The sequence below is a fragment of the Stenotrophomonas maltophilia genome (assembly GCF_039555535.1).
Taxonomy (GTDB): Bacteria; Pseudomonadota; Gammaproteobacteria; order Xanthomonadales; family Xanthomonadaceae; genus Stenotrophomonas; species Stenotrophomonas maltophilia_Q.
In genome coordinates this window covers 3,867,410-3,886,560 of record NZ_CP154630.1, presented here as the reverse complement: position 1 = coordinate 3,886,560, position 19,151 = coordinate 3,867,410, and the positions used below count along the sequence as shown (strand labels likewise).

The window sequence follows — 19,151 nt, the reverse complement described above, 5'->3', positions numbered from 1 at the left end:
CTTCTGTAGAGCCGAGCCATGCGCGGCTGCTCTTCTTCGGATATCTGCGCGCTCCGCGAGATAGCCGGGCATGGCTCGGCTCTACAGAAGAGCGCGCCTACGCATGCTTCCCGAAAAAAAGCCCCGGCAAAGACCGGGGCAACATGCTGCGAGGGTTTTGCGTGTGGCAGGGAGCGGGGGCCGAAGCCCCCGCGCTCAACACACCGCTTAGAACTTGAAGACGTACGACGCACCGTAGACCAGCGGATCGATGTTGACCGTGCCGATCTTCTCGCCGTTCAACTTCACCTTGCTGTCGATGTCGATCCAGCGCATGTCCACGCGCAGGGCACCCTTCTCGCCGATCGCGAAGTCGATGCCGGCATGCGCGGCCAGGCCCCACGAATCCTGCAGCTTCAGCTTGCTGCCGGCCAGTGCGCCGGTGGTGTCTTCACTGAAGAAGGTCGTGTAGTTCACGCCCGCGCCAACGAACGGCGAGACCTTGCCCTTGCTGTTGAAGTGGTACTGCAGGGTCACCACCGGCGGCAGCTGCTTGGTGCTGCCCACGCGGCCCAGGCCGTTGATGTTGATGTCGTGCTTGAACGGCAGTGCGGCCAGCACTTCGATGCCCAGGTTGTCGGCGATGAAGTATTCGCCGGTGATGGTCGGCTTGACGTCGTTGTCGACGTCGACCTTCAGGGTGTGGCCGGCCAGCCAGCCGTTGTTCGACTTCGGCGCCACCTGGTGGATGCCGGCCGAGACGGTCCAGTCACCCTTGGACTGGGCCATGGCCGGGGCGGCGGCGAGGGACAGGGCGGCGGCCAGGCCGGCCAGGATCAGGGGGGAGGTCTTGCGCATGGGGGTGATCTCGTTGCTGGGTGGATGGCGACAGTCTCGGCCTCACGCCGCGCTAACGCTTTGATCCGGATCAAATCCTGTCCGCCAGCCCTCTGGCGCGGGCGCTGGCCCACGGTGGCCAGCCCCGGTTTGCTAGACTTGTGGGCCCTATCCATCCCGCCGCACCCGTCGCGGCCGCAGGAGCTTGAGAACATGGCAATCAAGGTTGGTATCAACGGTTTCGGTCGCATCGGGCGTAACGTCCTGCGCTCGGCGGTGCTGAACTTCGGCGACGACATCGAAATCGTGGCCATCAACGATCTGCTGGAGCCGGATTACCTGGCGTACATGCTCAAGTACGACTCCGTGCACGGCCGCTTCAAGGCCGACGTGGCCGTGCAGGGCAACGACCTGCTGGTGAACGGCAAGAAGATCCGCCTGACCCAGGAACGCGACCCGGCCAACCTGAAGTGGGATGAAGTCGGTGCCGACGTGGTGCTGGAAGCCACCGGCCTGTTCCTGACCAAGGAAACCGCGCAGAAGCACATCGATGCGGGCGCGAAGAAGGTCATCATGTCGGCCCCGTCGAAAGACGACACGCCGATGTTCGTGTTCGGCGTGAACGACAAGACCTACGCCGGCCAGGCCATCATTTCCAACGCGTCGTGCACCACCAACTGCCTGGCCCCGCTGGCCAAGGTCATCAACGACAAGTGGGGCATCAAGCGTGGCCTGATGACCACCGTGCATGCGGCCACCGCCACCCAGAAGACCGTCGATGGCCCGTCCAACAAGGACTGGCGCGGCGGCCGTGGCATCCTGGAAAACATCATTCCGTCGTCCACCGGTGCGGCCAAGGCCGTCGGCGTGGTCATTCCGGAACTGAACAAGAAGCTGACCGGCATGAGCTTCCGCGTCCCGACCTCGGACGTGTCGGTGGTCGACCTGACCGTCGAGCTGGAAAAGGAAGCCACCTACGCCGAGATCTGCGCCGAAGTGAAGGCACAGAGCGAAGGCGCGCTGAAGGGCATCCTGGGCTACACCGAAGACAAGGTGGTGGCCACCGATTTCGTCGGTGAAACCCACACCTCGGTGTTCGACGCCGACGCCGGCATCGCCCTGGACGGCACCTTCGTCAAGCTCGTGTCGTGGTACGACAACGAGTGGGGCTATTCCAACAAGTGCCTGGAAATGGCCAAGGTTGTCGCCGCCAAGTAAGGCCGGCGAAGATCGCACGCGGACCCCGGCCTGGCCGGGGTTCGTCGTTTATGGGGCCGGCCCTGTCGTAGCATGGCCCGGTCGACCGCTGCCGCTGGGGCGCGGGAACGCAATGGAAGCACGCAATGGAAGCTCTGATCGCCCTGGTCGTACTGGTCCTGCTGGCCATCCCGCTGCTGCTGGTGGTGGCGCTGGTGATGATCGCCGGCCTGCGCCGCCGCGTCGCCGCGCTGGAAAGCGCGCTGGCCGCCGCGCCTGCCACCCGGCCGGCCGCTGCGGCCACCGCCACCGAAGCGGCGCCTGCCCGGTCGGTGGTGACGCCTTCGGCCAGCGCCGATCCTCCGTTCCTGCGGCCAGTCGCGGCGGCGACACCACAACCGCCGCCGGCGCCTGAAGCCCTGCCTGCCGGGCCACCTGCGCCCCGTCCCGTCACGCCGCCGCCGGTACCGGTGGCGCCACCACTGCCTGCCGAGCCGGCGCTGCCGAATTTCATCGAGCGTGGCATCGGTGCGGTCAAGCGCTGGTTCACCGAAGGCAACGTGCCGGTCAAGATCGGCATGCTGGTGCTGCTCGCCGGTGTCGCCGCGCTGCTCAAATACGTCAGCGACCAGGGCTGGCTGGTGCTGCCGATCGAACTGCGCCTGGCCGGCGTCACCGTGGGCGCGCTGGGCCTGCTGGCCTTCGGCTGGCACCAGCGCGAACGCAGGCGCATGTTCGCGCTTGCGCTGCAGGGCGGTGCCATCGGCGTGCTGCTGCTGACCATCTTCGCCGCCTTCAAGCGATTCGACCTGATTCCGCCAGGCTTCGCCTTCGTCAGCTCGATTGCGCTGGTGGCAGGCCTGTGCGTGCTGGCGGTGATGCAGAACTCGCGAACCCTGGCGGTGCTGGGCATCCTCGCCGGCTTCATGGCGCCGCTGTGGCTGTCCACCGGCAGTGGCAACCACGTGGGGTTGTTCAGCTACTACGCGGTGCTCAACGCCGGCATCTTCGCCATTGCCTGGTTCCGGCCGTGGCGCGCGCTGAACCTGCTGGGTTTCGCCTTCACCTTCGGCATCGGTACGTTCTGGGGCGTGCTGCAGTACGCGCCGGACAAGTTCGGCAGTACCGAACCGTTCCTGCTGCTGTTCTTTGCCTTCTACCTGCTGATCCCGCTGCTGTACGCACGCCGGCAGCCCGCCGGCCGCCGCGACCTGGTCGATGGCAGCCTGGTGTTCGGCACCCCGCTGGTCGCGTTCTCGCTGCAGGCCGGCATGCTGCATGAGCAGCCGATGACGCTGGCGCTCTGCGCGCTCGGCCTGGCCGCGATCTACGCGGTGCTGGCGTGGGCGTTGATCCGGCGTGCGTCGTACACCGTGCTGGCGCAGTCGCACGCGGTGCTGGCGGCGGGCTTTGCCACGCTGGCAGTGCCGCTGGCGCTGTCGGCACGCGCCACGGGTGCCGTGTTCGCGCTGGAAGGCGCTGGCCTGGCCTGGCTGGGCCTGCGCCAGAAGCGCTGGCTGCCGCAGGTGGCTGGCGCGTTGCTGCAGATGGGCGCCGCGTTCGCCTTCGTGGCCGGCGGCGACCACTGGCACGAGGACCTGCGCTTCCTGATCAATCCGACCGCCATCGGCGCGCTGCTGCTGGCGCTGGCAGGTTTCGCCTCCGCCTGGAGCTACCAGCGCCGGCCGCGCCATGAGGTCGCACTGGTCTACTACCTGTGGGGCCTGCTGTGGTGGCTGGGCGGGCTGGTACACGAGATCACCCGTTTCTTCCCGTACCGCATGGAAGTGGATGCGCTGCTGGTGCTGGCTGCGGTCACCGCATGGCTGGCCGCCGAAATGCAGCGCCGCCAGCCGGCGCGTGCATTGGGCGTGACTGCGCTGGCGATGCTGGCGCTGGGCTTCCCGCTGGCGCTGATGCAGAGCGACGCGCACCATCAGCCGTTCGCCGGCTACGGTGCGTTGGCCTGGGCGGTATTCGCCGTGCTCGGTGTACGCACGCTGCTGTGCCTGCGCCAGGGCGGTGACAGCGTGGCGCGCATCGCGCAGTTCCTGTGGTGGCTGCTGTGGCCGTCGCTGCTTTCGCTGCTGGCGCTGTGGGGGGGGGGCGAGGCCGGTCTGGCGCAGGGTTGGACGACGCTGCTGGTCACGCTGCCGTGGCTGCTGATGGCGTCGCTGTCGCTGTGGCGCTGGAATACGCTGCGCTGGCCATTGGGTGAAGCGTTCGACCGCGTGCGCACGCCGCTGCAGTGCGTGCTGTTCGGGCTGCTGTCGATCGGCTGGCTGCTGGGGCAGCTGTTGCCGGGCGATGCTTCTCCGTTGCTCTGGCTGCCGGTGCTGAACCCGGCCGAGCTTGGACAGTGGCTCAGCCTGTTGCTGCTCGCGCGCTGGCTGTACAGCGGCCAGGCGCCGAAGGCACTGCTGGGTATCCGCATGCCGCTGCTGTCACTGGCAACGTTCGTTGCGCTGACCAGCGTGGTGCTGCATGGCGTGCACCAGTGGGGCGGCCTGTCGTGGAACGCGTCGATGATGCGCTTCAGCCTGGCGCAGACCAGCCTGACCGTGCTGTGGAGCGTGCTCGGAGTGATCGCCTGGGTATGGGGTTCGCGTCGCGGCCAGCGCGTGTTGTGGATGGTCGGTGCCGTGCTGATGGGCGTGGTGCTGGCCAAGCTGGTCATCGTCGATCGCCAGCACCTGGGCAACCTGCTGGGCATCGCATCGTTCATCGCCTACGGCCTGCTGTGCACCGTCGTGGGTTATCTGGCACCGGCACCGCCCAGCGCGGCGCCGACCGTGGAGGAAAAGCAATGAAAATGTGGAGCAGGGTGCTGCTGCCGGCGATGTTCGGCCTGTTGGCCGCCGTCGCGGTGCAGGCCGCCGATTACCGCACGCAGTACGCCGAACAGTGGCCACTGACGTTGTCCAGTGCACAGTCCGGTGCTTATCGCGTCGTGCTGGAACCGGCGATCTACCGTCGCGCCGGTACCGCGGACCTGAGCGATCTGCAGGTGTTCAATGCCGCAGGCCAGTCGCTGCCCTCCGCCTTGCTGGCGCCCGATCAGCCGCTGGCGCAGCCGCCGGTGCAGCGTGAGCTGCCCTGGTTCGCGCTGCCGCCGCTGGCCGAAGCGCAGCGCAACGATCTGCAGTTGCTGACCGAGCGTGATACCGATGGCCGTGTGCGTCGCGTCGAAGCACGCGTGAGTGGCGGTGCGGCGGCGAGCGGGCAGGGTGGCTGGCTGATCGACGCCAGCGTGCTCGGCCAGCAGCCGGTGGCGGCGCTGGTACTGGATTGGGCCGACAGCGGAGAGCCGCTGCAGGCACAGGTGCAGCTGGATGCCAGCGACGACCTGCAGCACTGGCGTCCGATCGGGCGTGATATCCCGCTGGTCGACCTGCAGCGTGCTGGCAAGCGCCTGCTGCAGCGCCGCCTGCAGGTGGACGGCGAGGCGCGCTACCTGCGCGTGCTGGCGCAGGGCGATGCACGCCTGCCGGCGCTGCGCAGCGTACTGGCCGAGCTGCCGCCGGCGCCGGCCACACTGCCGTGGGAGTGGCTGTCGCTGGAGCCGACCTCGACGGGCAAGGGGGAATACACCTTTGAGATGGATGGCCGTTTCCCGGTCGCCCGTGCAGACGTGGCCAGTACCGACAACAGCCTGGTGCAGTGGACGTTGTTCAGCCGCGACGACGAAAGTGCGGAGTGGCAGCGCCGTAGTGCGCCGTGGATTGCCTACCAGCTGCAGCAGGGCGCACAGGGCCCGCGCCAGCAGTCGGCCGCGCAGGCACTGGGCGGCGTGCATCGCGACCGCTACTGGAAGCTGGTTGCGAATCCTGCCGAATTGGCGACTGCGCCGTCCCTGCGCCTGGGCTACCAGCCGGAAGTGCTGGTGTTCCTCAGCCAGGGCGCGGCGCCCTACGCGTTGGCGGTGGGCAGCTCGACCGCGCGCCGGATGGAGGCGCCGATCGGGGTGCTGATCGAGGAACTGCGACAGCGCAACGACCCGTCGTGGCAGCCGACGCTGGCGCGCCTGGAAGGCAGCCCGGAGCCGCTGGCCGGCGATGCGGCGCTGAAGGCCCAGCATGATTGGAAGTCGTGGTTGCTGTGGGCATTGCTGGGGCTGGGTGTGCTGGTTGTTGGCGGCCTGGCGGTCAGCCTGCTTCGGCAGAAGCCTGCGCCTTCGGCGTAGGTTCCGGCGAACGGCGCAGCCCCTCGTGGGTGGGGGTGGTCGTGCAAAGCAAAAGCAAAAGCCGCGCTTGGCCGGGCGGGGTGGGTTCGCGGGGGACGCCGCAAGTACGTCCTTTGACAGTTTCCGGTTGCTTCCACCCACGGAAAGAAAGAAGAAGAGCAAAAGCTGCCTGGCTGGGCGCTCTTTGTAGAGCCGAGCCCGCGCTCGGCTGCTCTCCGCGAAATCTCCAGCCGAGCATGGGCTCGGCTCTACATTCCTTCTCCGTCCGACATCAGAAACCGCTCTTGCCTTTTGCCATCCGCTCTACCTCATGAACCTGTCGAGGCCGGGGCGGTGTGGGTTGGCAGGGGTGTCCGCGGCATGGATGCCGCGGCCAAGCCCCCAAGGATGGGTTCACGGCGTCCCCTGCCAGCCCACACCGCCCCGGCCCACCCCCGGCATCATGAAGCGCCAGCGCTTTGGCAGTTGCAGTTGCTGTTGCCGTTGCCGTTGCCCTGCGCCTCTGCCTGCCGCAGGCATCGGCCCTCCCACCACCCGCACCCGATACAATGGCCATCTGCCGCATCCCGGCATCCCGTCCCTGAGCCAAAGAGTTGCCCATGTCCATCGTCCGCATGACCGACCTCGACCTCTCCGGCAAGCGCGTGCTGATCCGCCAGGATCTGAACGTGCCGATCGAGAATGGCCGCATCACTTCCGAACAGCGCATCACCGCTTCGCTGCCGACGCTCAAGCGCGCGCTGGAGCAGGGCGCGGCGGTGATGGTCACCTCGCACCTGGGTCGCCCGAAGGAAGGCGTGTGGACCGAAGCCGACTCGCTGGCACCGGTGGCGGGGCGCCTGTCCGAGCTGCTCGGCCGTGAGGTTCCGCTGGTGCGCGATTGGATCGACGGCGTCGACGTGCAGCCGGGCCAGCTGGTGCTGCTGGAGAACTGCCGCATGAACGTCGGCGAGGGCAAGGACGATGACGCCCTGTCGAAGAAGTACGCCGCGCTGTGCGATGTGTTCGTGATGGATGCCTTCGGCACCGCGCACCGCGCCCAGGCCTCCACCCACGGCGTCATCCGCTTCGCCCCGGTGGCTGCCGGTGGCCCGCTGCTGATGGCCGAGCTGGATGCACTGGCACAGGCGCTGGATGCACCGGCCAAGCCGCTGCTGGCCATCGTCGCCGGCAGCAAGGTCAGCACCAAGCTGGAACTGCTGGCCAACCTGGTCGGCAAGGTCGATCAGCTGATCGTCGGTGGCGGCATCGCAAACACCTTCATCGCCGCCGCCGGCTACAACGTCGGCAAGTCGCTGTACGAACCGGACCTGCTGGATACCGCGAAGAAGATCGTCGCCGATGCCAAGGCACGTGGCGCCGACATTCCGCTGCCGGTGGACGTGGTCACCGCCAAGCAGTTCCTGCCCGACGCCGTCGCGGAAGTGAAGGCGGTCGACGCCGTTGCAGAGGACGACCTGATCCTGGACATCGGTCCGCAGACCGCCGCGCAGTACGCGCGGCTGATCGAAAAGGCCGGCACCGTGGTCTGGAACGGCCCGGTCGGTGTGTTCGAGTTCGAGGCCTTCAGCAAGGGTACCGAAGCACTGGCCCGCGCCATCGCCAGCTCGCCGGCCTTCTCCATCGCGGGCGGCGGCGACACTCTGGCGGCGGTCGACAAGTTCGATATCGCCAAGGACGTCAGCTACATCTCCACCGGTGGCGGCGCGTTCCTGGAGTTCCTGGAAGGCAAGACCCTGCCGGCAGTGGCGGCACTCGACGCGCGCGGCGCATGAGTGCCGACCACGGCAAGGATGTCCTGTTCTTCGATCTGGACGGCACGCTGATCGATTCGCAGGTGGGCATCACCGCCTGCATCGCCTACGCGCTGCAGAAGATGGACCATCCGGTGCCGGCGCAGGAAACGCTGCTGGGCTGGATCGGTCCGTCGCTGCGCACCACTTTCGCGCCGCTGTTCGGTGAACCGGCGCGGGTGGAGCAGGCGGTGGGCTATTACCGCGAGCGCTTCGACGCCGAAGGCTGGCGCGAGCACACGGTGTACCCGCAGATTGAAGACACGCTGCGCGCGCTGCATGGTCGTGGCCACCGCCTGGCGGTGGTCACTGCCAAGAACGAGCCACACGCGCGGCGCATCCTCGCCCATCTGCCATTTGGTGGATTGTTCGAGGAGATCGTCGGTTCGACCCTGGATGGCTCGCGCAGCCACAAGCCGGAGCTGGTCGGCGAAGCGCTGCGTCGGCTGCAGGTGCAGCCCGCGCAGTGCTGGATGATCGGCGACCGCCGCATGGACATCGAGGGCGCGCGCCACCACGGTCTGCGAAGCGTGGGCGTGCTGTGGGGCTTTGGTGGCGAAGCGGAACTCACCGAAGCCGGTGCGGGCCAGCTGGCCCGTGAGCCGGCACAGCTGACCACGCTGTTGGCCTAGGCTCCTGTAGAGCCGAGCCGATGCTCGGCTGCTTCGGCGTGTACCCAGCCGAGCATGGGCTCGGCTCTACAGAATGCCCTGCGCCAGCGTATGTCCGGACCATGTCCGTTCCATGACCCGCGAAGTCAGGCAGCACAAGGCTGTAACCGTATACATGCGACGTGAAGGATGTGCTAATTTCCGTTCTTTATCGGGAGAGGCCCATTCACCATGTTCGAGCGTCAGCGTCGCACCAAGATCCTTGCCACCCTCGGCCCGGCCACCGATCCGCCGGGCGTGCTGGAGGATCTGTTCCGCGCCGGCGTCAACGTGGTGCGCCTCAACTTCAGCCATGGTGACCCCTCCGGCCAGGCCAAGCGGGCCGCCGAAGTGCGTGCCGCCGCCGCCCGCGTGGGCGTGGAAGTGGGCATCCTGGCCGACCTGCCGGGCCCGAAGATCCGCATCGAGCGCTTCGCCGAAGGCAAGGTGCAACTGAAGGCGGGCAACCGCTTCGACCTGATCGCCAGCACCAACGCCGGCCCGGGTGATGCCACCCAGGTCGGTGTCAGCTACCTCGGCCTGCCGCAGGACGTCGGCCCGGGTGATGTGCTGCTGCTCGACGACGGCCTGATGCAGCTGCAGGTGGTGGAGGTGCAGGGCGAACGCATCATCAACACCGTGCTCAACGACGGCGTGCTGTCCGACCGCAAGGGCCTGAACAAGCAGGGCGGCGGCCTGTCGCTGGGCGCGCTGACCGAGCGTGACAAGGAGCTGATCGGCATCGTCGCCAAGATCGGCGTCGACTTCATCGCCGTGTCGTTCTGCCGCAACGCGCAGGACATGAACGATGCGCGTGACATCGCCCGCTCGCATGGCTGTGATGCTGCGCTGGTGTCGAAGATCGAGCGCACCGAGGCCATCGAGAACCTGGAAGAAATCGTCGAGGCCAGCGACGTGGTGATGGTGGCCCGTGGCGACCTTGGCGTGGAAATCGGCGATGCCGAACTGCCGGGCCTGCAGAAGAAGATCATCAAGGCCTCGCTGGCGCAGAACAAGGTGGTGATCACCGCCACGCAGATGCTGCAGTCGATGGTGGAAAGCCCGATCCCGACCCGTGCCGAAGTGCTGGACGTGGCCAACTCGGTCATCGACGGCACCGATGCGGTGATGCTGTCGGCCGAGACCGCTGCCGGTGCCTGGCCGGTCAAGGCCGTCGAAGCGATGGCGCGCATCTGCCTGGGGGCCGAGCGCCAGTTCCAGACCGAGACCGACTTCAACGCTTCGCCGCGCAACCTGGAACGCGCCGACCAGGCCATTGCCATGGCCACCATGTTCCTGTCCCAGCACGTGGGCGTGCGCGCGATCGTGGCGATGACCGAATCCGGTGGCACTGCGCGTTACCTGTCGCGTTTCCGTGCCAAGGCGCCGGTGTTCGCGGTCACCCGCCATGACGGCGCACGCCGTCAGATGGCGCTGATGCGCGATGTCTACCCGATCAACTTCGACAGCCGTGGCCTGACCCCGCGCGAAGCGGCGCGGGGCAGCATCCGCCTGCTGGTCGAAGCCGAACTGCTGCAGGCCGGCGACCGCGTCGTGTTCACCAGCGGTGAGCATATGGAAACCCTGGGCGCGACCAACACCCTGCGCCTGCTGGAAGTGGGCGACGACGGCCGCGCCATCGGCCTGGGCGACCTGTAAGAAAGGGCCGCATCGGGCGGGAGCCGCCATGCGGATCCGGCCCGGGGTCAGATCCCCGCAGGGGCTCTGACCCCCAACGGCAGGACATTCTTTGTCCTGTGCAGACTTGGAATCGTTTCCATCCTGCCCTCGACACCGGGGCAACGGGCAGCGGGGCTATACTTACGTTTTTCCCGCACCCGCCACAGGAAATACATGAGCATCGAACAGCTGGCCGAAACCGCCCAGGCCATGGTCGCCCCGGGCAAGGGCATCATCGCGATCGACGAATCCACCGCTACCATCGCCAAGCGTTTCGCCGGCGTCGGTATCGAGAACACCGAGGAGAACCGTCGTGCCTACCGCGAGCTGCTGCTGACCACGCCGAAGCTCAACGAGCACATTTCCGGCGCCATCCTGTACGACGAAACCATCCGCCAGTCGACCAAGGACGGCGTGCCGTTCGCCAAGTACATGGCCGACCACGGCATGATTCCGGGCATCAAGGTGGACAAGGGTGCGCACCCGCTGGCCGGCTGCCCGGGCGAGCTGGTCACCGAAGGCCTGGACGGCCTGCGCGAGCGCCTGCAGGAGTACTACAAGCTGGGCGCGCGCTTCGCCAAGTGGCGTGCGGTCATCAACATCGGCGAGAGCATTCCGTCGGGCACCTGCATCGAGTCCAACGCTCACGCGCTCGCCCGTTACGCCGCACTGTGCCAGGAATGCGGCCTGGTGCCGATGGTCGAGCCGGAAGTGATCATGGACGGCGACCACGACATCGAGACCTGCTACGAAGTCACCGAAGCCACCCTGCGTTCGCTGTTCGACGCGCTGTACCAGCAGAACGTGCTGCTGGAAGGCACCATCCTGAAGGCGTCGATGGTCATCTCCGGCAAGAACTGCGATGAGCAGGCCGACGTCGAGGAAGTGGCTGAGTCGACGGTGATGTGCCTGAAGAGCACCGTGCCGGCGATCCTGCCGGGCGTGGTGTTCCTGTCCGGTGGCCAGAGCGACGAACAGTCGACCGAGCACCTGAACGCGATGAACCAGCTGGGCAACCTGCCGTGGCCGCTGAGCTTCTCCTACGGCCGCGCCATGCAGCAGGCCGCGCTGAAGCTGTGGGCCAAGGACATGAAGGGCAACTACGCCGCTGCCCAGAAGACCGTGTACGAGCGCGCCAAGGACAACGGTCTGGCCGCGCTGGGTAAGTGGAACGGTTGATCCGTCCCATCGCTGGATGAACAGGGCAACGCCGGCATCACGCCGGCGTTTGCTTTTGCGGGTATCGTTTCCGGCCCCGCGCGCCCGGCCGGCACGCGGGAACTACATGGAAGGCCAAGGAGAAACAACATGCGTTTGGCAGTACTCACACTGACCGTTGCCGCGGTCCTGGTCGCCAGCGGTTGCAACCGCATCGGCAGCAGTGGTGACGCAGGCAAGGCCGCGTCGCTCGATTTCGACAAGCCGGTGTCCGGCGAGATCACCTCGCGCAGCGGCATCAACTTCAACGACGGCAGCCATCACCAGCTCTACCAGATCAAGCTGGAAGACAAGGATCTGGTCGGCCTGAAGCTCACCGGTGCCCTCAGCGGCTCGATCGCCGTGTTCAACAACGGCAGCCTTGTTTCCACCAGCAACACCGGTTACGAACGCGAAGGCGACGTCTCGCTGGCGTTCCGTGCCAATGGCGGCGGCACCTACCAGGTGGCGGTCAATGCCGATGGCCCGACCGCCTTTGGTCCGTATCGCCTGCGCGCCGAGAAGCTGAAACCCTACGACGGCAAGCCGTTGGCGGGCAGTGGCGAAATCGTGGACATGCTGGCCAGTGACTCGCAGGACTACACCCTGCAGGTGGACAAGGCCGGCCTGTACGAAATCCGCCTGGTGTCGGACGTCTTCGATCCGGTACTGAAGCTGTCGGGCCAGGGCGTTGAAGCCGAAAACGACGATGGCAACGACAGCACCAACTCGCGGCTGACCCTGTCGCTGAAGCCGGGCAAGTACACCTTGACCGCGCGCGGCCTCGGCAGCGGTGTCAATGGCATGTTCACCCTGTCTGCCACCCGCATTGAACTGCCGGGCAATCTGGTCGAGCGCGATGGCACTGCCCTGCCGAAGTCGGGCAGCGTGTACACCATGCTGGACAACGAAGGCCGTCGCCGCTTCCTGCTGACGCTGGATCGTACCGCCGACGTGCGCTTGGATGCGATCTCCAGCCAGGTCGATACCGTGCTGCGCGTGGTCGGTGGCGATGTCGAGCTGACCGACGACGACGGTGGCAACGGTACCAACTCGCGCCTGGAGGAGACCCTGCCGGCCGGCCATTACACCGTCGACGTGTCCAGCCTGAACAATGGCGCAGGCATGGTGGAAGTGCGCGTGCAGGTGGATGGTGCCAGCGCTGACGGTGCCGCCGCCTCCGCGGCCCGCGCTGCTGCCGACGCTGCAGCCGCCGTGGCCGATGACGCTGCTGCGGTGGAAGCTGCCAGCCGTTGAGCGTGATCCACGCCATGCGTGGATGACATCAACGGTGCAACGGAAAAGGCCGGGCAATGCCCGGCCTTTTCTTTTCCACGCTGCGTCGCGTTTCAATGCGCGGCGGCAAGGCCTGCATCGCCGAGCGGCGGCAGCATCGCGCCGCGTGGCTCGCTTTCCGTGGTCTGGCCGGCGGCGGCCAGCGCCTGCTGGTAGGCCTTGGCGGTGGCCGTGTTGAACGCGACCAGCACGATGCGCATCGGTTGCGCGTGGCTGCGCTGCCATGCCAGCGTTTCCGTCACCGCGATCTGTGCAGCCTGGTACAGCGGATAGCCATACACGCCGCAACTGATGGCCGGGAACGCGATCGACTGTACGCCCAGCGACTCGGCCAGCTGCAGCGATTTCCAGTAGCAGTTGGCCAGCAATGCCGGTTCGTCGCGCTGGCCGTCGTGCCAGACCGGGCCGACCGTGTGCAGTACGTGTCGCGCGGGCAACGCATATGCGGCCGTGGCACGCACCTCGCCCGTCGGGCAACGCACGCCCGGGCGCAGCTCCGGCAGCTGCTCGCATTCGGCCAGCAATGCGGGGCCCGCTGCGCGATGGATCGCGCCGTCGACACCGCCGCCACCGAGCAGTGTTTCGTTGGCCGCGTTGACGATCGCATCCACCGCCAGGGTCGTGATGTCGCCCTGCCAAACTTCGATCTTCATGCGTCCGTCTCCTGCCTGTGAGGTGATCCGCGCAGCATCTGCGCCGGCTGTTCCCACGGTAGGGGACAGGGCATCGATACTGCGTCATGACCGTCTCACGCGCTGCGATCCGACGGCCTTCACGCACGATGGCGGGCGACGCCTTCACGCAGGCTGAAGCGGGGCGCACGCCGGGCATGGCCCGGCGCTACCCGCAGTCGCATGTCGGTAGCGCCGGGCCATGCCCGGCGAATCGCATCACGGCAGGCCGGCCAGCCACTCGTCGTCGGAGCCTTCGTTCACATCGGCAAACAGCGGCGTGGAGAAGTAGCGTTCACCGGTGTCCGGCAGCATGGCCAGAATCACTGAACCCGGTTCGGCACGTGCGGCCACGTCCAGGGCACTGGCCACGGTGGCGCCGGCGGAGATGCCGACGAAGATGCCTTCCTCCGCCGCCAGCCGGCGCGCGGTGGCGATGGCGCGGTCGTCGTCCACCGAGACCAGTTCATCCACCACATCGCGGTTGAGCACGTCCGGCACGAAGTCCGGGGTCCAGCCCTGGATCTTGTGCGGCTTCCAGTCATCGCCCTTCAGCAGTGCGGCGCCGGCCGGCTCGGTGGCGATGATGCGGGTCTGCGGGCGCGCGACCTTCAGTACTTCACCTACGCCGGTGAGCGTGCCGCCGGTGCCCCAGCCGCTGACGAAGTAGTCCAGCCGCTTGCCGGCGAAATCGCGCAGGATTTCGGCGGCGGTGGTGTTGCGGTGATACGCCGGATTGGCCGGGTTGGCGAACTGGCTGGCCAGGAACCAGCCGTGCTGCTCGGCCAGTTCGCGCGCCTTGCGCACCATGCCGCTGCCGCGTTCGGCGGCCGGGGTCAGGATCACCTTCGCGCCATACGCGCGCATCAGCTTGCGGCGCTCCACCGAGAAGGTCTCGACCATGGTCGCCACGAATTTGTAGCCGCGTGCGGCGGCGACCATCGCCAGTGCCACGCCGGTGTTGCCGGAGGTGGCCTCCACGATCGTGTCGCCCGGCTTGAGCAGGCCGCGCGCTTCGGCGTCGAGGATGATCGCCAGCGCCAGGCGGTCTTTCACCGAGCCGCCCGGGTTGAACGACTCGACCTTGGCGTAGAGGCTGACCTGCGGCGGCGCCAGGCGCTGCAGCTTGACGATGGGGGTGTTGCCGACGGTATCGAGGATGGAGTCGTACAGGGCCATGGAAGCGCTCCGGAAACGGGGCCGCGCCGGGCTTCGGCGGGCGAAGGGGGGAGGGCTGGCTGTTAGGCCAGCGGCTGCCGGCTGACCGTAGCGCCGGCATATGACGCCCGGAAATGACCAGATACCTTTCTTAAACAACCTTTGGTTATAAGCTGGTGACGGCAATTGACCCTAGAGTGGACCTCCGCCCCACGCCGCCCGCCTCCCATGACGCTGACCCAGCTGCGCTACCTGGTTGCCATCGCCGACGCCGAGCTGAACATCACGCTGGCCGCCTCGCGCGTGCACGCCACCCAGCCCGGCCTGTCCAAGCAGCTCAAGCAGCTGGAGGACGAGCTCGGCTTCCTGTTGTTCGTGCGCAAGGGCCGCAGCCTGGAATCGGTCACCCCGGCCGGCACCGAGGTGATCGCCCGCGCCCGCGCGGTGCTGTCCGAGGCCAACAACATCCGCACCTACGCTGCCAACCAGCGCCGCGAGAGCCAGGGCCAGCTGATCCTGACCACCACCCACACCCAGGCGCGCTTCGTGCTGCCGCCGGCGGTGGCAGCCATCAAGCAGGCCTACCCGCAGGTGAGCGTGCACCTGCAGCAGGCCGGTGAGGCCGACGCACTGGACCGCCTGAACCAGGGCGATGCCGATATCGCGATCATCAGTACCGCCGGTGGCGAACCCACCGATGGCATCGCGGTGCCGCTGTTCCGCTGGCGACGGCTGGTGGTGGTGCCCAAGGGCCATCCACTGGATCGCGCCGGTCGTGCACCGGACCTGGCCGCGCTGGCCCGCCAGCCGCTGATCAGCTATGAATCCTCGACCCGCCCGAACTCGTCGTTGCAGCGCGCCTTCGCCGCCAACGGGCTGGTGCCGGACCTGGCGCTGACCGCGCTCGACGCCGACCTGATCAAGACCTACGTGCGCACCGGGCTGGGCGTGGGGCTGCTGGCCGAGATGGCGGTCAGTTCCAACGACGAAGACCTGAGATCGTGGCCGGCGCCGGACCCTATCAGCGAGTGCATCGCCTGGGCGGTGCTGCCGCGCGACCGGGTGCTGCGTGATTACGCGCTGGAACTGGTGCATGTGCTGGCACCGCAGATTGATCCGCGCGACCTGCGAAGAGTTCTGGATGGCAACCAGGCCGCTGCCTGGCCGGTGCCACCGACCTGGGAATCCCTGACCCAGACCATCACGGTGTGAGGTTGGTCGAGCAGGGCTTGCAGCCCTGCATCTGCCGCGGCATTCAAGCAACAGCAACAGCAACAGCAGAAGCGGCATTCCGTGGGTTGGCGGGGCGGTGTCGGAGTGCGGGGACGCTGCAAGTACGTCCCTGTAAGCTTGGCAGCCGCATCCATGCGGCTGACACCCCGCACTCCGACACCGCCCCACCTCTGACAGATTCCGGCGGCTGTTGGTAGGTGTCGACCTTGGTCGACTCGGTAGATCCACGCCATGCGTGGATGAAAGCTGTCAGATATCGAAATACATCTGGGGTCAGATCCGTTTTCCTTCGGAAAACGGATCTGACCCCAAAGCCGTTCCAACAGATCGCAGAAATCTGTCGAAGGCGGGGTGGGTCCGGTTGCGGGAGTGTCCGCGGCATGGATGCCGCGGCCAAGCCCCCAAGGACGGGTTTACGGCGTCTCCCGCAACCGGACCCACCCCGCCATCCCACGGATTGCCCGCTTTTGACGTTGACGTTGATTCGGCAGGTGCAGGGCGCAGCCCTGCCGACAAACCCCCTCCTGCGACGGTTCGTCGCACGGGCAACCCTCGACCCGCCTCTACACTAGCGGGGTGACCCGCCTGTCCCGCCCGCAGCGCCTTCTGCTCCAGCTCGCCATCCTGGCGACGCTGCTGATGGTGCTTGCGCCGCTGGTCAGCCGCGCGCTGCAGGCGCCGCCGATGGACCACGCCGCCATGGGCCATGACATGCACGACATGGCCATGGCCGGGCACGATCATCATGGCGCTGCGCCGGCAGCGCCCAACCGCCCCGCCGATCCCCACGCCATGCACGGCGAAGCCTGCGAGTACTGCGTGCTGGCCATGCGCCTGCTGCCGTGGCTGGCGGTGCTGGTGCTGCTGTTGCCGTTGCTGTGGCGGCCGCGCCTGGTGTTCCCGTGGTCGCAGCAGGTGCTGCCCGCGCTGCACTGGCCAGCACATGCCGCACGTGGGCCACCACGCGTCTCCATCGTCCGCTGATATCCCCATGAATCTGCCGCACGACGCCTGACCGGGCGCCGTGCGCGTGTGCGTACCCTGGAGCTGTTCCGATGAAAATGACTTCCCGCCCCGCGGGCGCCTGCGCGCGCCTGCCGGTTGCCCTTGGCCTGGCCGTGGCCACGTCACTGGCCCACGCTGCGCCTGCCGAAGAAGCGCGCACCCTCGACACGATGGTGGTCACCGCCGCCGCACCGTCCTCGCCGCTGCACTGGGTGACCGATCCGCGCCTGCCGCGGCAGCCGGTGCCGGCCAGTGATGGTGCCGATTACCTGAAAACCGTTCCCGGTTTCTCCGCCATCCGCAACGGCGGCACCAACGGCGACCCGGTGCTGCGCGGCATGTTCGGGTCGCGCCTGAACATCCTCAGCAACGACGGCAACCTGATCGGTGCCTGCCCGTCGCGCATGGACAATCCGCTGTCCTACATCGCCCCGGAGAGCTTCGACCGCCTGACCATCATCAAGGGCCCGCAGAGCGTGCGCTGGGGCGCAGGTGCGTCGGCAGGTACCGTGCGCTTCGAGCGCGACACGCCGCGCTTCGAGGAGCCGGGCGTGCGTGCCGATGCCAGTGCGCTGGTCGGTTCGCGCAACCGCAACGACCAGGTACTGGACCTGACCCTGGGCAACCCGACCGGCTACGTGCGTGCCAGCGGCAACCGCTCCGAAGCCGATGACTACAAGGACGGCCACGGTGACGTGGTGCCGTCGAAGTGGCGCAAGTGGAACGGTGATGTGGCGATCGGCTGGACGCCGGATGCCGATACGCTGCTGGAAATCTCAGCCGGTGCCGGCGATGCGATCGCGCGTTATGCCGGGCGCGGCATGGACGGCGCCGCGTTCGAGCGCACCAGCTACGCGGCACGCTTCGAGAAGCGCAACCTGCCGGGCGCGTGGGACACGGTGCAGGCCAACGTGTACTACAACGAAGCCGACCACGTGATGGACAACTACACGCTGCGCACGCCGAATCCCAACAGCATGATGCCGATGCCGATGGCCTCGAACGTGGACCGCCGTACCCAGGGCGGCCGGGTCAGTTCCGAGTGGCGTTGGCAGGACGTGCAGCTGGTGGCGGGTGTGGATGGCGAAGACAGCCGCCACCGCGGCCGCATGGGCATGGGCCGCGATACCTACCGGCAGGCGGCGTGGGAGACCGATGCCAGCTTCCGTCGCTATGGCGTGTTCAGCGAACTGACCCTGGGCGCCGGCACCGACCAGCGCTGGATCAGTGGCCTGCGCATCGATCGCGCCAGCGTGCGCGATGAGCGGCAGTCGATCCGCGGCATGATGGGGAACATGCCCAATCCGACCGCAGGCCAGCGTCGCAAGGAATGGCTGGGCAGTGGTTTCCTGCGTTACGAACAGGACCTGGCCAACGGCCTGACCTGGTATGCCGGTCTCGGTCACAGCCAGCGCATGCCCGATTACTGGGAGCTGTTCTCGCCCGATCACGGTCCGGCCGGTGCACCGAACGCGTTTGCCGGCATCCAGCCGGAGCGCACCACCCAGCTCGACGTCGGCCTGCAGTACAAGGGCCCACGCGTGCAGGCCTGGGTCTCGGCCTACGCCGGGCAGATCCAGGACTACATCCTGTTCACCTATCACGGCAGCGGCATGATGGGCATGAGCCAGGCCAGCAACATCGATGCGCGCATCGCCGGTGCCGAGGCAGGGCTGGAAGTGAATGTGGCCGAGCAATGGAAACTGGGGGGCACGCTGGCTTACGCCTGGGGCGAGAACCGCGACCAGCAGCGTCCGCTGCCGCAGATGCCGCCGCTGGAAGCGCGCCTGAGTGCGAACTGGGAAGGCCAGCGCTGGAGCGCGGGGGCCTTGCTGCGCGCGGTGACCCACCAGCATCGTGTCGCAGATGGCCAAGGCAACGTGGTGGCCCAGGACCTGGGTCCCAGTGCTGGTTTCGCCACGTTCGCGCTCAACGCCGCCTATCGCTTCAGTTCGCAGCTGCAGCTCAGCGCGGGTGTCGACAACCTGTTCGACCGCGCCTACAGCGAGCACCTGAACCTGGCCGGCAGCGCCGACTTCGGCTTCCCGGCCGATCCGGTGCGCATCAACGAGCCCGGGCGCAGCGTCTGGATGAAGGTGAATTACCGGTATTGATCCGCCAGGCATGGCCCGGCGCTACCCATGCACCGGGCAAAAAAACGGGGCCGGATCCCCGCCAGGATCCGCCCCCTGCCCAACGCCCTCGGTCGGGCAGCTTCGACTCTACGATGGCAACGCCTGCCGTGCACGGCTGGATACACCCCGACACACGC

14 protein-coding genes are annotated in these 19,151 nt (G+C 67.3%); 11 read left to right on the top strand and 3 right to left on the bottom strand.

Annotated elements, in window-relative coordinates:
• Positions 1–207: 207 nt before the first annotated feature.
• Complete coding sequence (locus AASM09_RS17945) at positions 208–837, bottom strand: OmpW/AlkL family protein (protein WP_049432699.1); 630 nt, start codon at positions 835–837, stop codon at positions 208–210.
• Between the two features lie 192 nt (positions 838–1,029).
• Here AASM09_RS17945 and gap point away from each other — a divergent pair, with 192 nt between their 5' ends.
• From gap to AASM09_RS17905, 8 genes are all read left to right on the top strand, one after another.
• On the top strand, positions 1,030–2,034 hold the full coding sequence (gene gap, locus AASM09_RS17940; protein WP_019660012.1) for a type I glyceraldehyde-3-phosphate dehydrogenase: 1,005 nt from the start codon (positions 1,030–1,032) through the stop codon (positions 2,032–2,034).
• A 125-nt stretch (positions 2,035–2,159) separates the two neighbouring features.
• Positions 2,160–4,823, top strand: coding sequence for a DUF2339 domain-containing protein (locus AASM09_RS17935; RefSeq protein WP_049432705.1), 2,664 nt, complete (start codon positions 2,160–2,162; stop codon positions 4,821–4,823).
• Positions 4,820–6,196, top strand: coding sequence for a DUF3999 domain-containing protein (locus AASM09_RS17930; RefSeq protein ID WP_049432709.1), 1,377 nt, complete (start codon positions 4,820–4,822; stop codon positions 6,194–6,196). Before AASM09_RS17935 ends, AASM09_RS17930 begins: the two co-directional genes overlap by 4 nt.
• A gap of 599 nt (positions 6,197–6,795) precedes the next feature.
• Positions 6,796–7,971, top strand: coding sequence for a phosphoglycerate kinase (locus AASM09_RS17925; RefSeq protein WP_049427409.1), 1,176 nt, complete (start codon positions 6,796–6,798; stop codon positions 7,969–7,971).
• Entirely contained in the window at positions 7,968–8,621 is a 654-nt protein-coding gene (locus AASM09_RS17920; RefSeq protein ID WP_049427413.1) for an HAD hydrolase-like protein, read from the top strand. The genes AASM09_RS17925 and AASM09_RS17920 overlap by 4 nt, the downstream gene beginning before the upstream one ends.
• A 210-nt stretch (positions 8,622–8,831) precedes the next feature.
• Positions 8,832–10,298 carry a pyruvate kinase gene (gene pyk / locus AASM09_RS17915; RefSeq protein ID WP_049427416.1) on the top strand — a complete coding sequence of 489 codons (1,467 nt, stop codon included), beginning with the start codon at positions 8,832–8,834 and terminating at the stop codon, positions 10,296–10,298.
• 195 nt (positions 10,299–10,493) lie between these two features.
• Positions 10,494–11,498, top strand: a complete 1,005-nt coding sequence (locus AASM09_RS17910; protein WP_049427418.1) for a class I fructose-bisphosphate aldolase — start codon at positions 10,494–10,496, stop codon at positions 11,496–11,498.
• A 129-nt stretch (positions 11,499–11,627) separates the two neighbouring features.
• Complete coding sequence (locus tag AASM09_RS17905; RefSeq protein WP_049427421.1) at positions 11,628–12,773, top strand: hypothetical protein; 1,146 nt, start codon at positions 11,628–11,630, stop codon at positions 12,771–12,773.
• A gap of 92 nt (positions 12,774–12,865) precedes the next feature.
• Here AASM09_RS17905 and AASM09_RS17900 read toward each other — a convergent pair whose 3' ends face one another.
• Both AASM09_RS17900 and cysK read right to left on the bottom strand, forming a co-directional pair.
• Complete coding sequence (locus AASM09_RS17900; protein ID WP_049427424.1) at positions 12,866–13,465, bottom strand: O-acetyl-ADP-ribose deacetylase; 600 nt, start codon at positions 13,463–13,465, stop codon at positions 12,866–12,868.
• A 237-nt stretch (positions 13,466–13,702) separates the two neighbouring features.
• A complete protein-coding gene (cysK, locus tag AASM09_RS17895) occupies positions 13,703–14,662 on the bottom strand; it encodes a cysteine synthase A (protein ID WP_049427425.1) in 960 nt (319 codons plus the stop codon).
• 207 nt (positions 14,663–14,869) lie between these two features.
• Between cysK and AASM09_RS17890 the strand changes: the two genes are divergently transcribed.
• The 3 genes from AASM09_RS17890 (at position 14,870) to AASM09_RS17880 (ending at position 18,993) form a co-directional block, all read left to right on the top strand.
• Positions 14,870–15,853, top strand: a complete 984-nt coding sequence (locus AASM09_RS17890) for a LysR family transcriptional regulator (protein ID WP_049427427.1) — start codon at positions 14,870–14,872, stop codon at positions 15,851–15,853.
• A 597-nt stretch (positions 15,854–16,450) separates the two neighbouring features.
• Positions 16,451–16,858 carry a DUF2946 domain-containing protein gene (locus AASM09_RS17885; RefSeq protein ID WP_049429886.1) on the top strand — a complete coding sequence of 136 codons (408 nt, stop codon included), beginning with the start codon at positions 16,451–16,453 and terminating at the stop codon, positions 16,856–16,858.
• 71 nt (positions 16,859–16,929) lie between these two features.
• Positions 16,930–18,993, top strand: coding sequence for a TonB-dependent copper receptor (locus AASM09_RS17880; RefSeq protein WP_049429887.1), 2,064 nt, complete (start codon positions 16,930–16,932; stop codon positions 18,991–18,993).
• Positions 18,994–19,151: the final 158 nt, after the last annotated feature.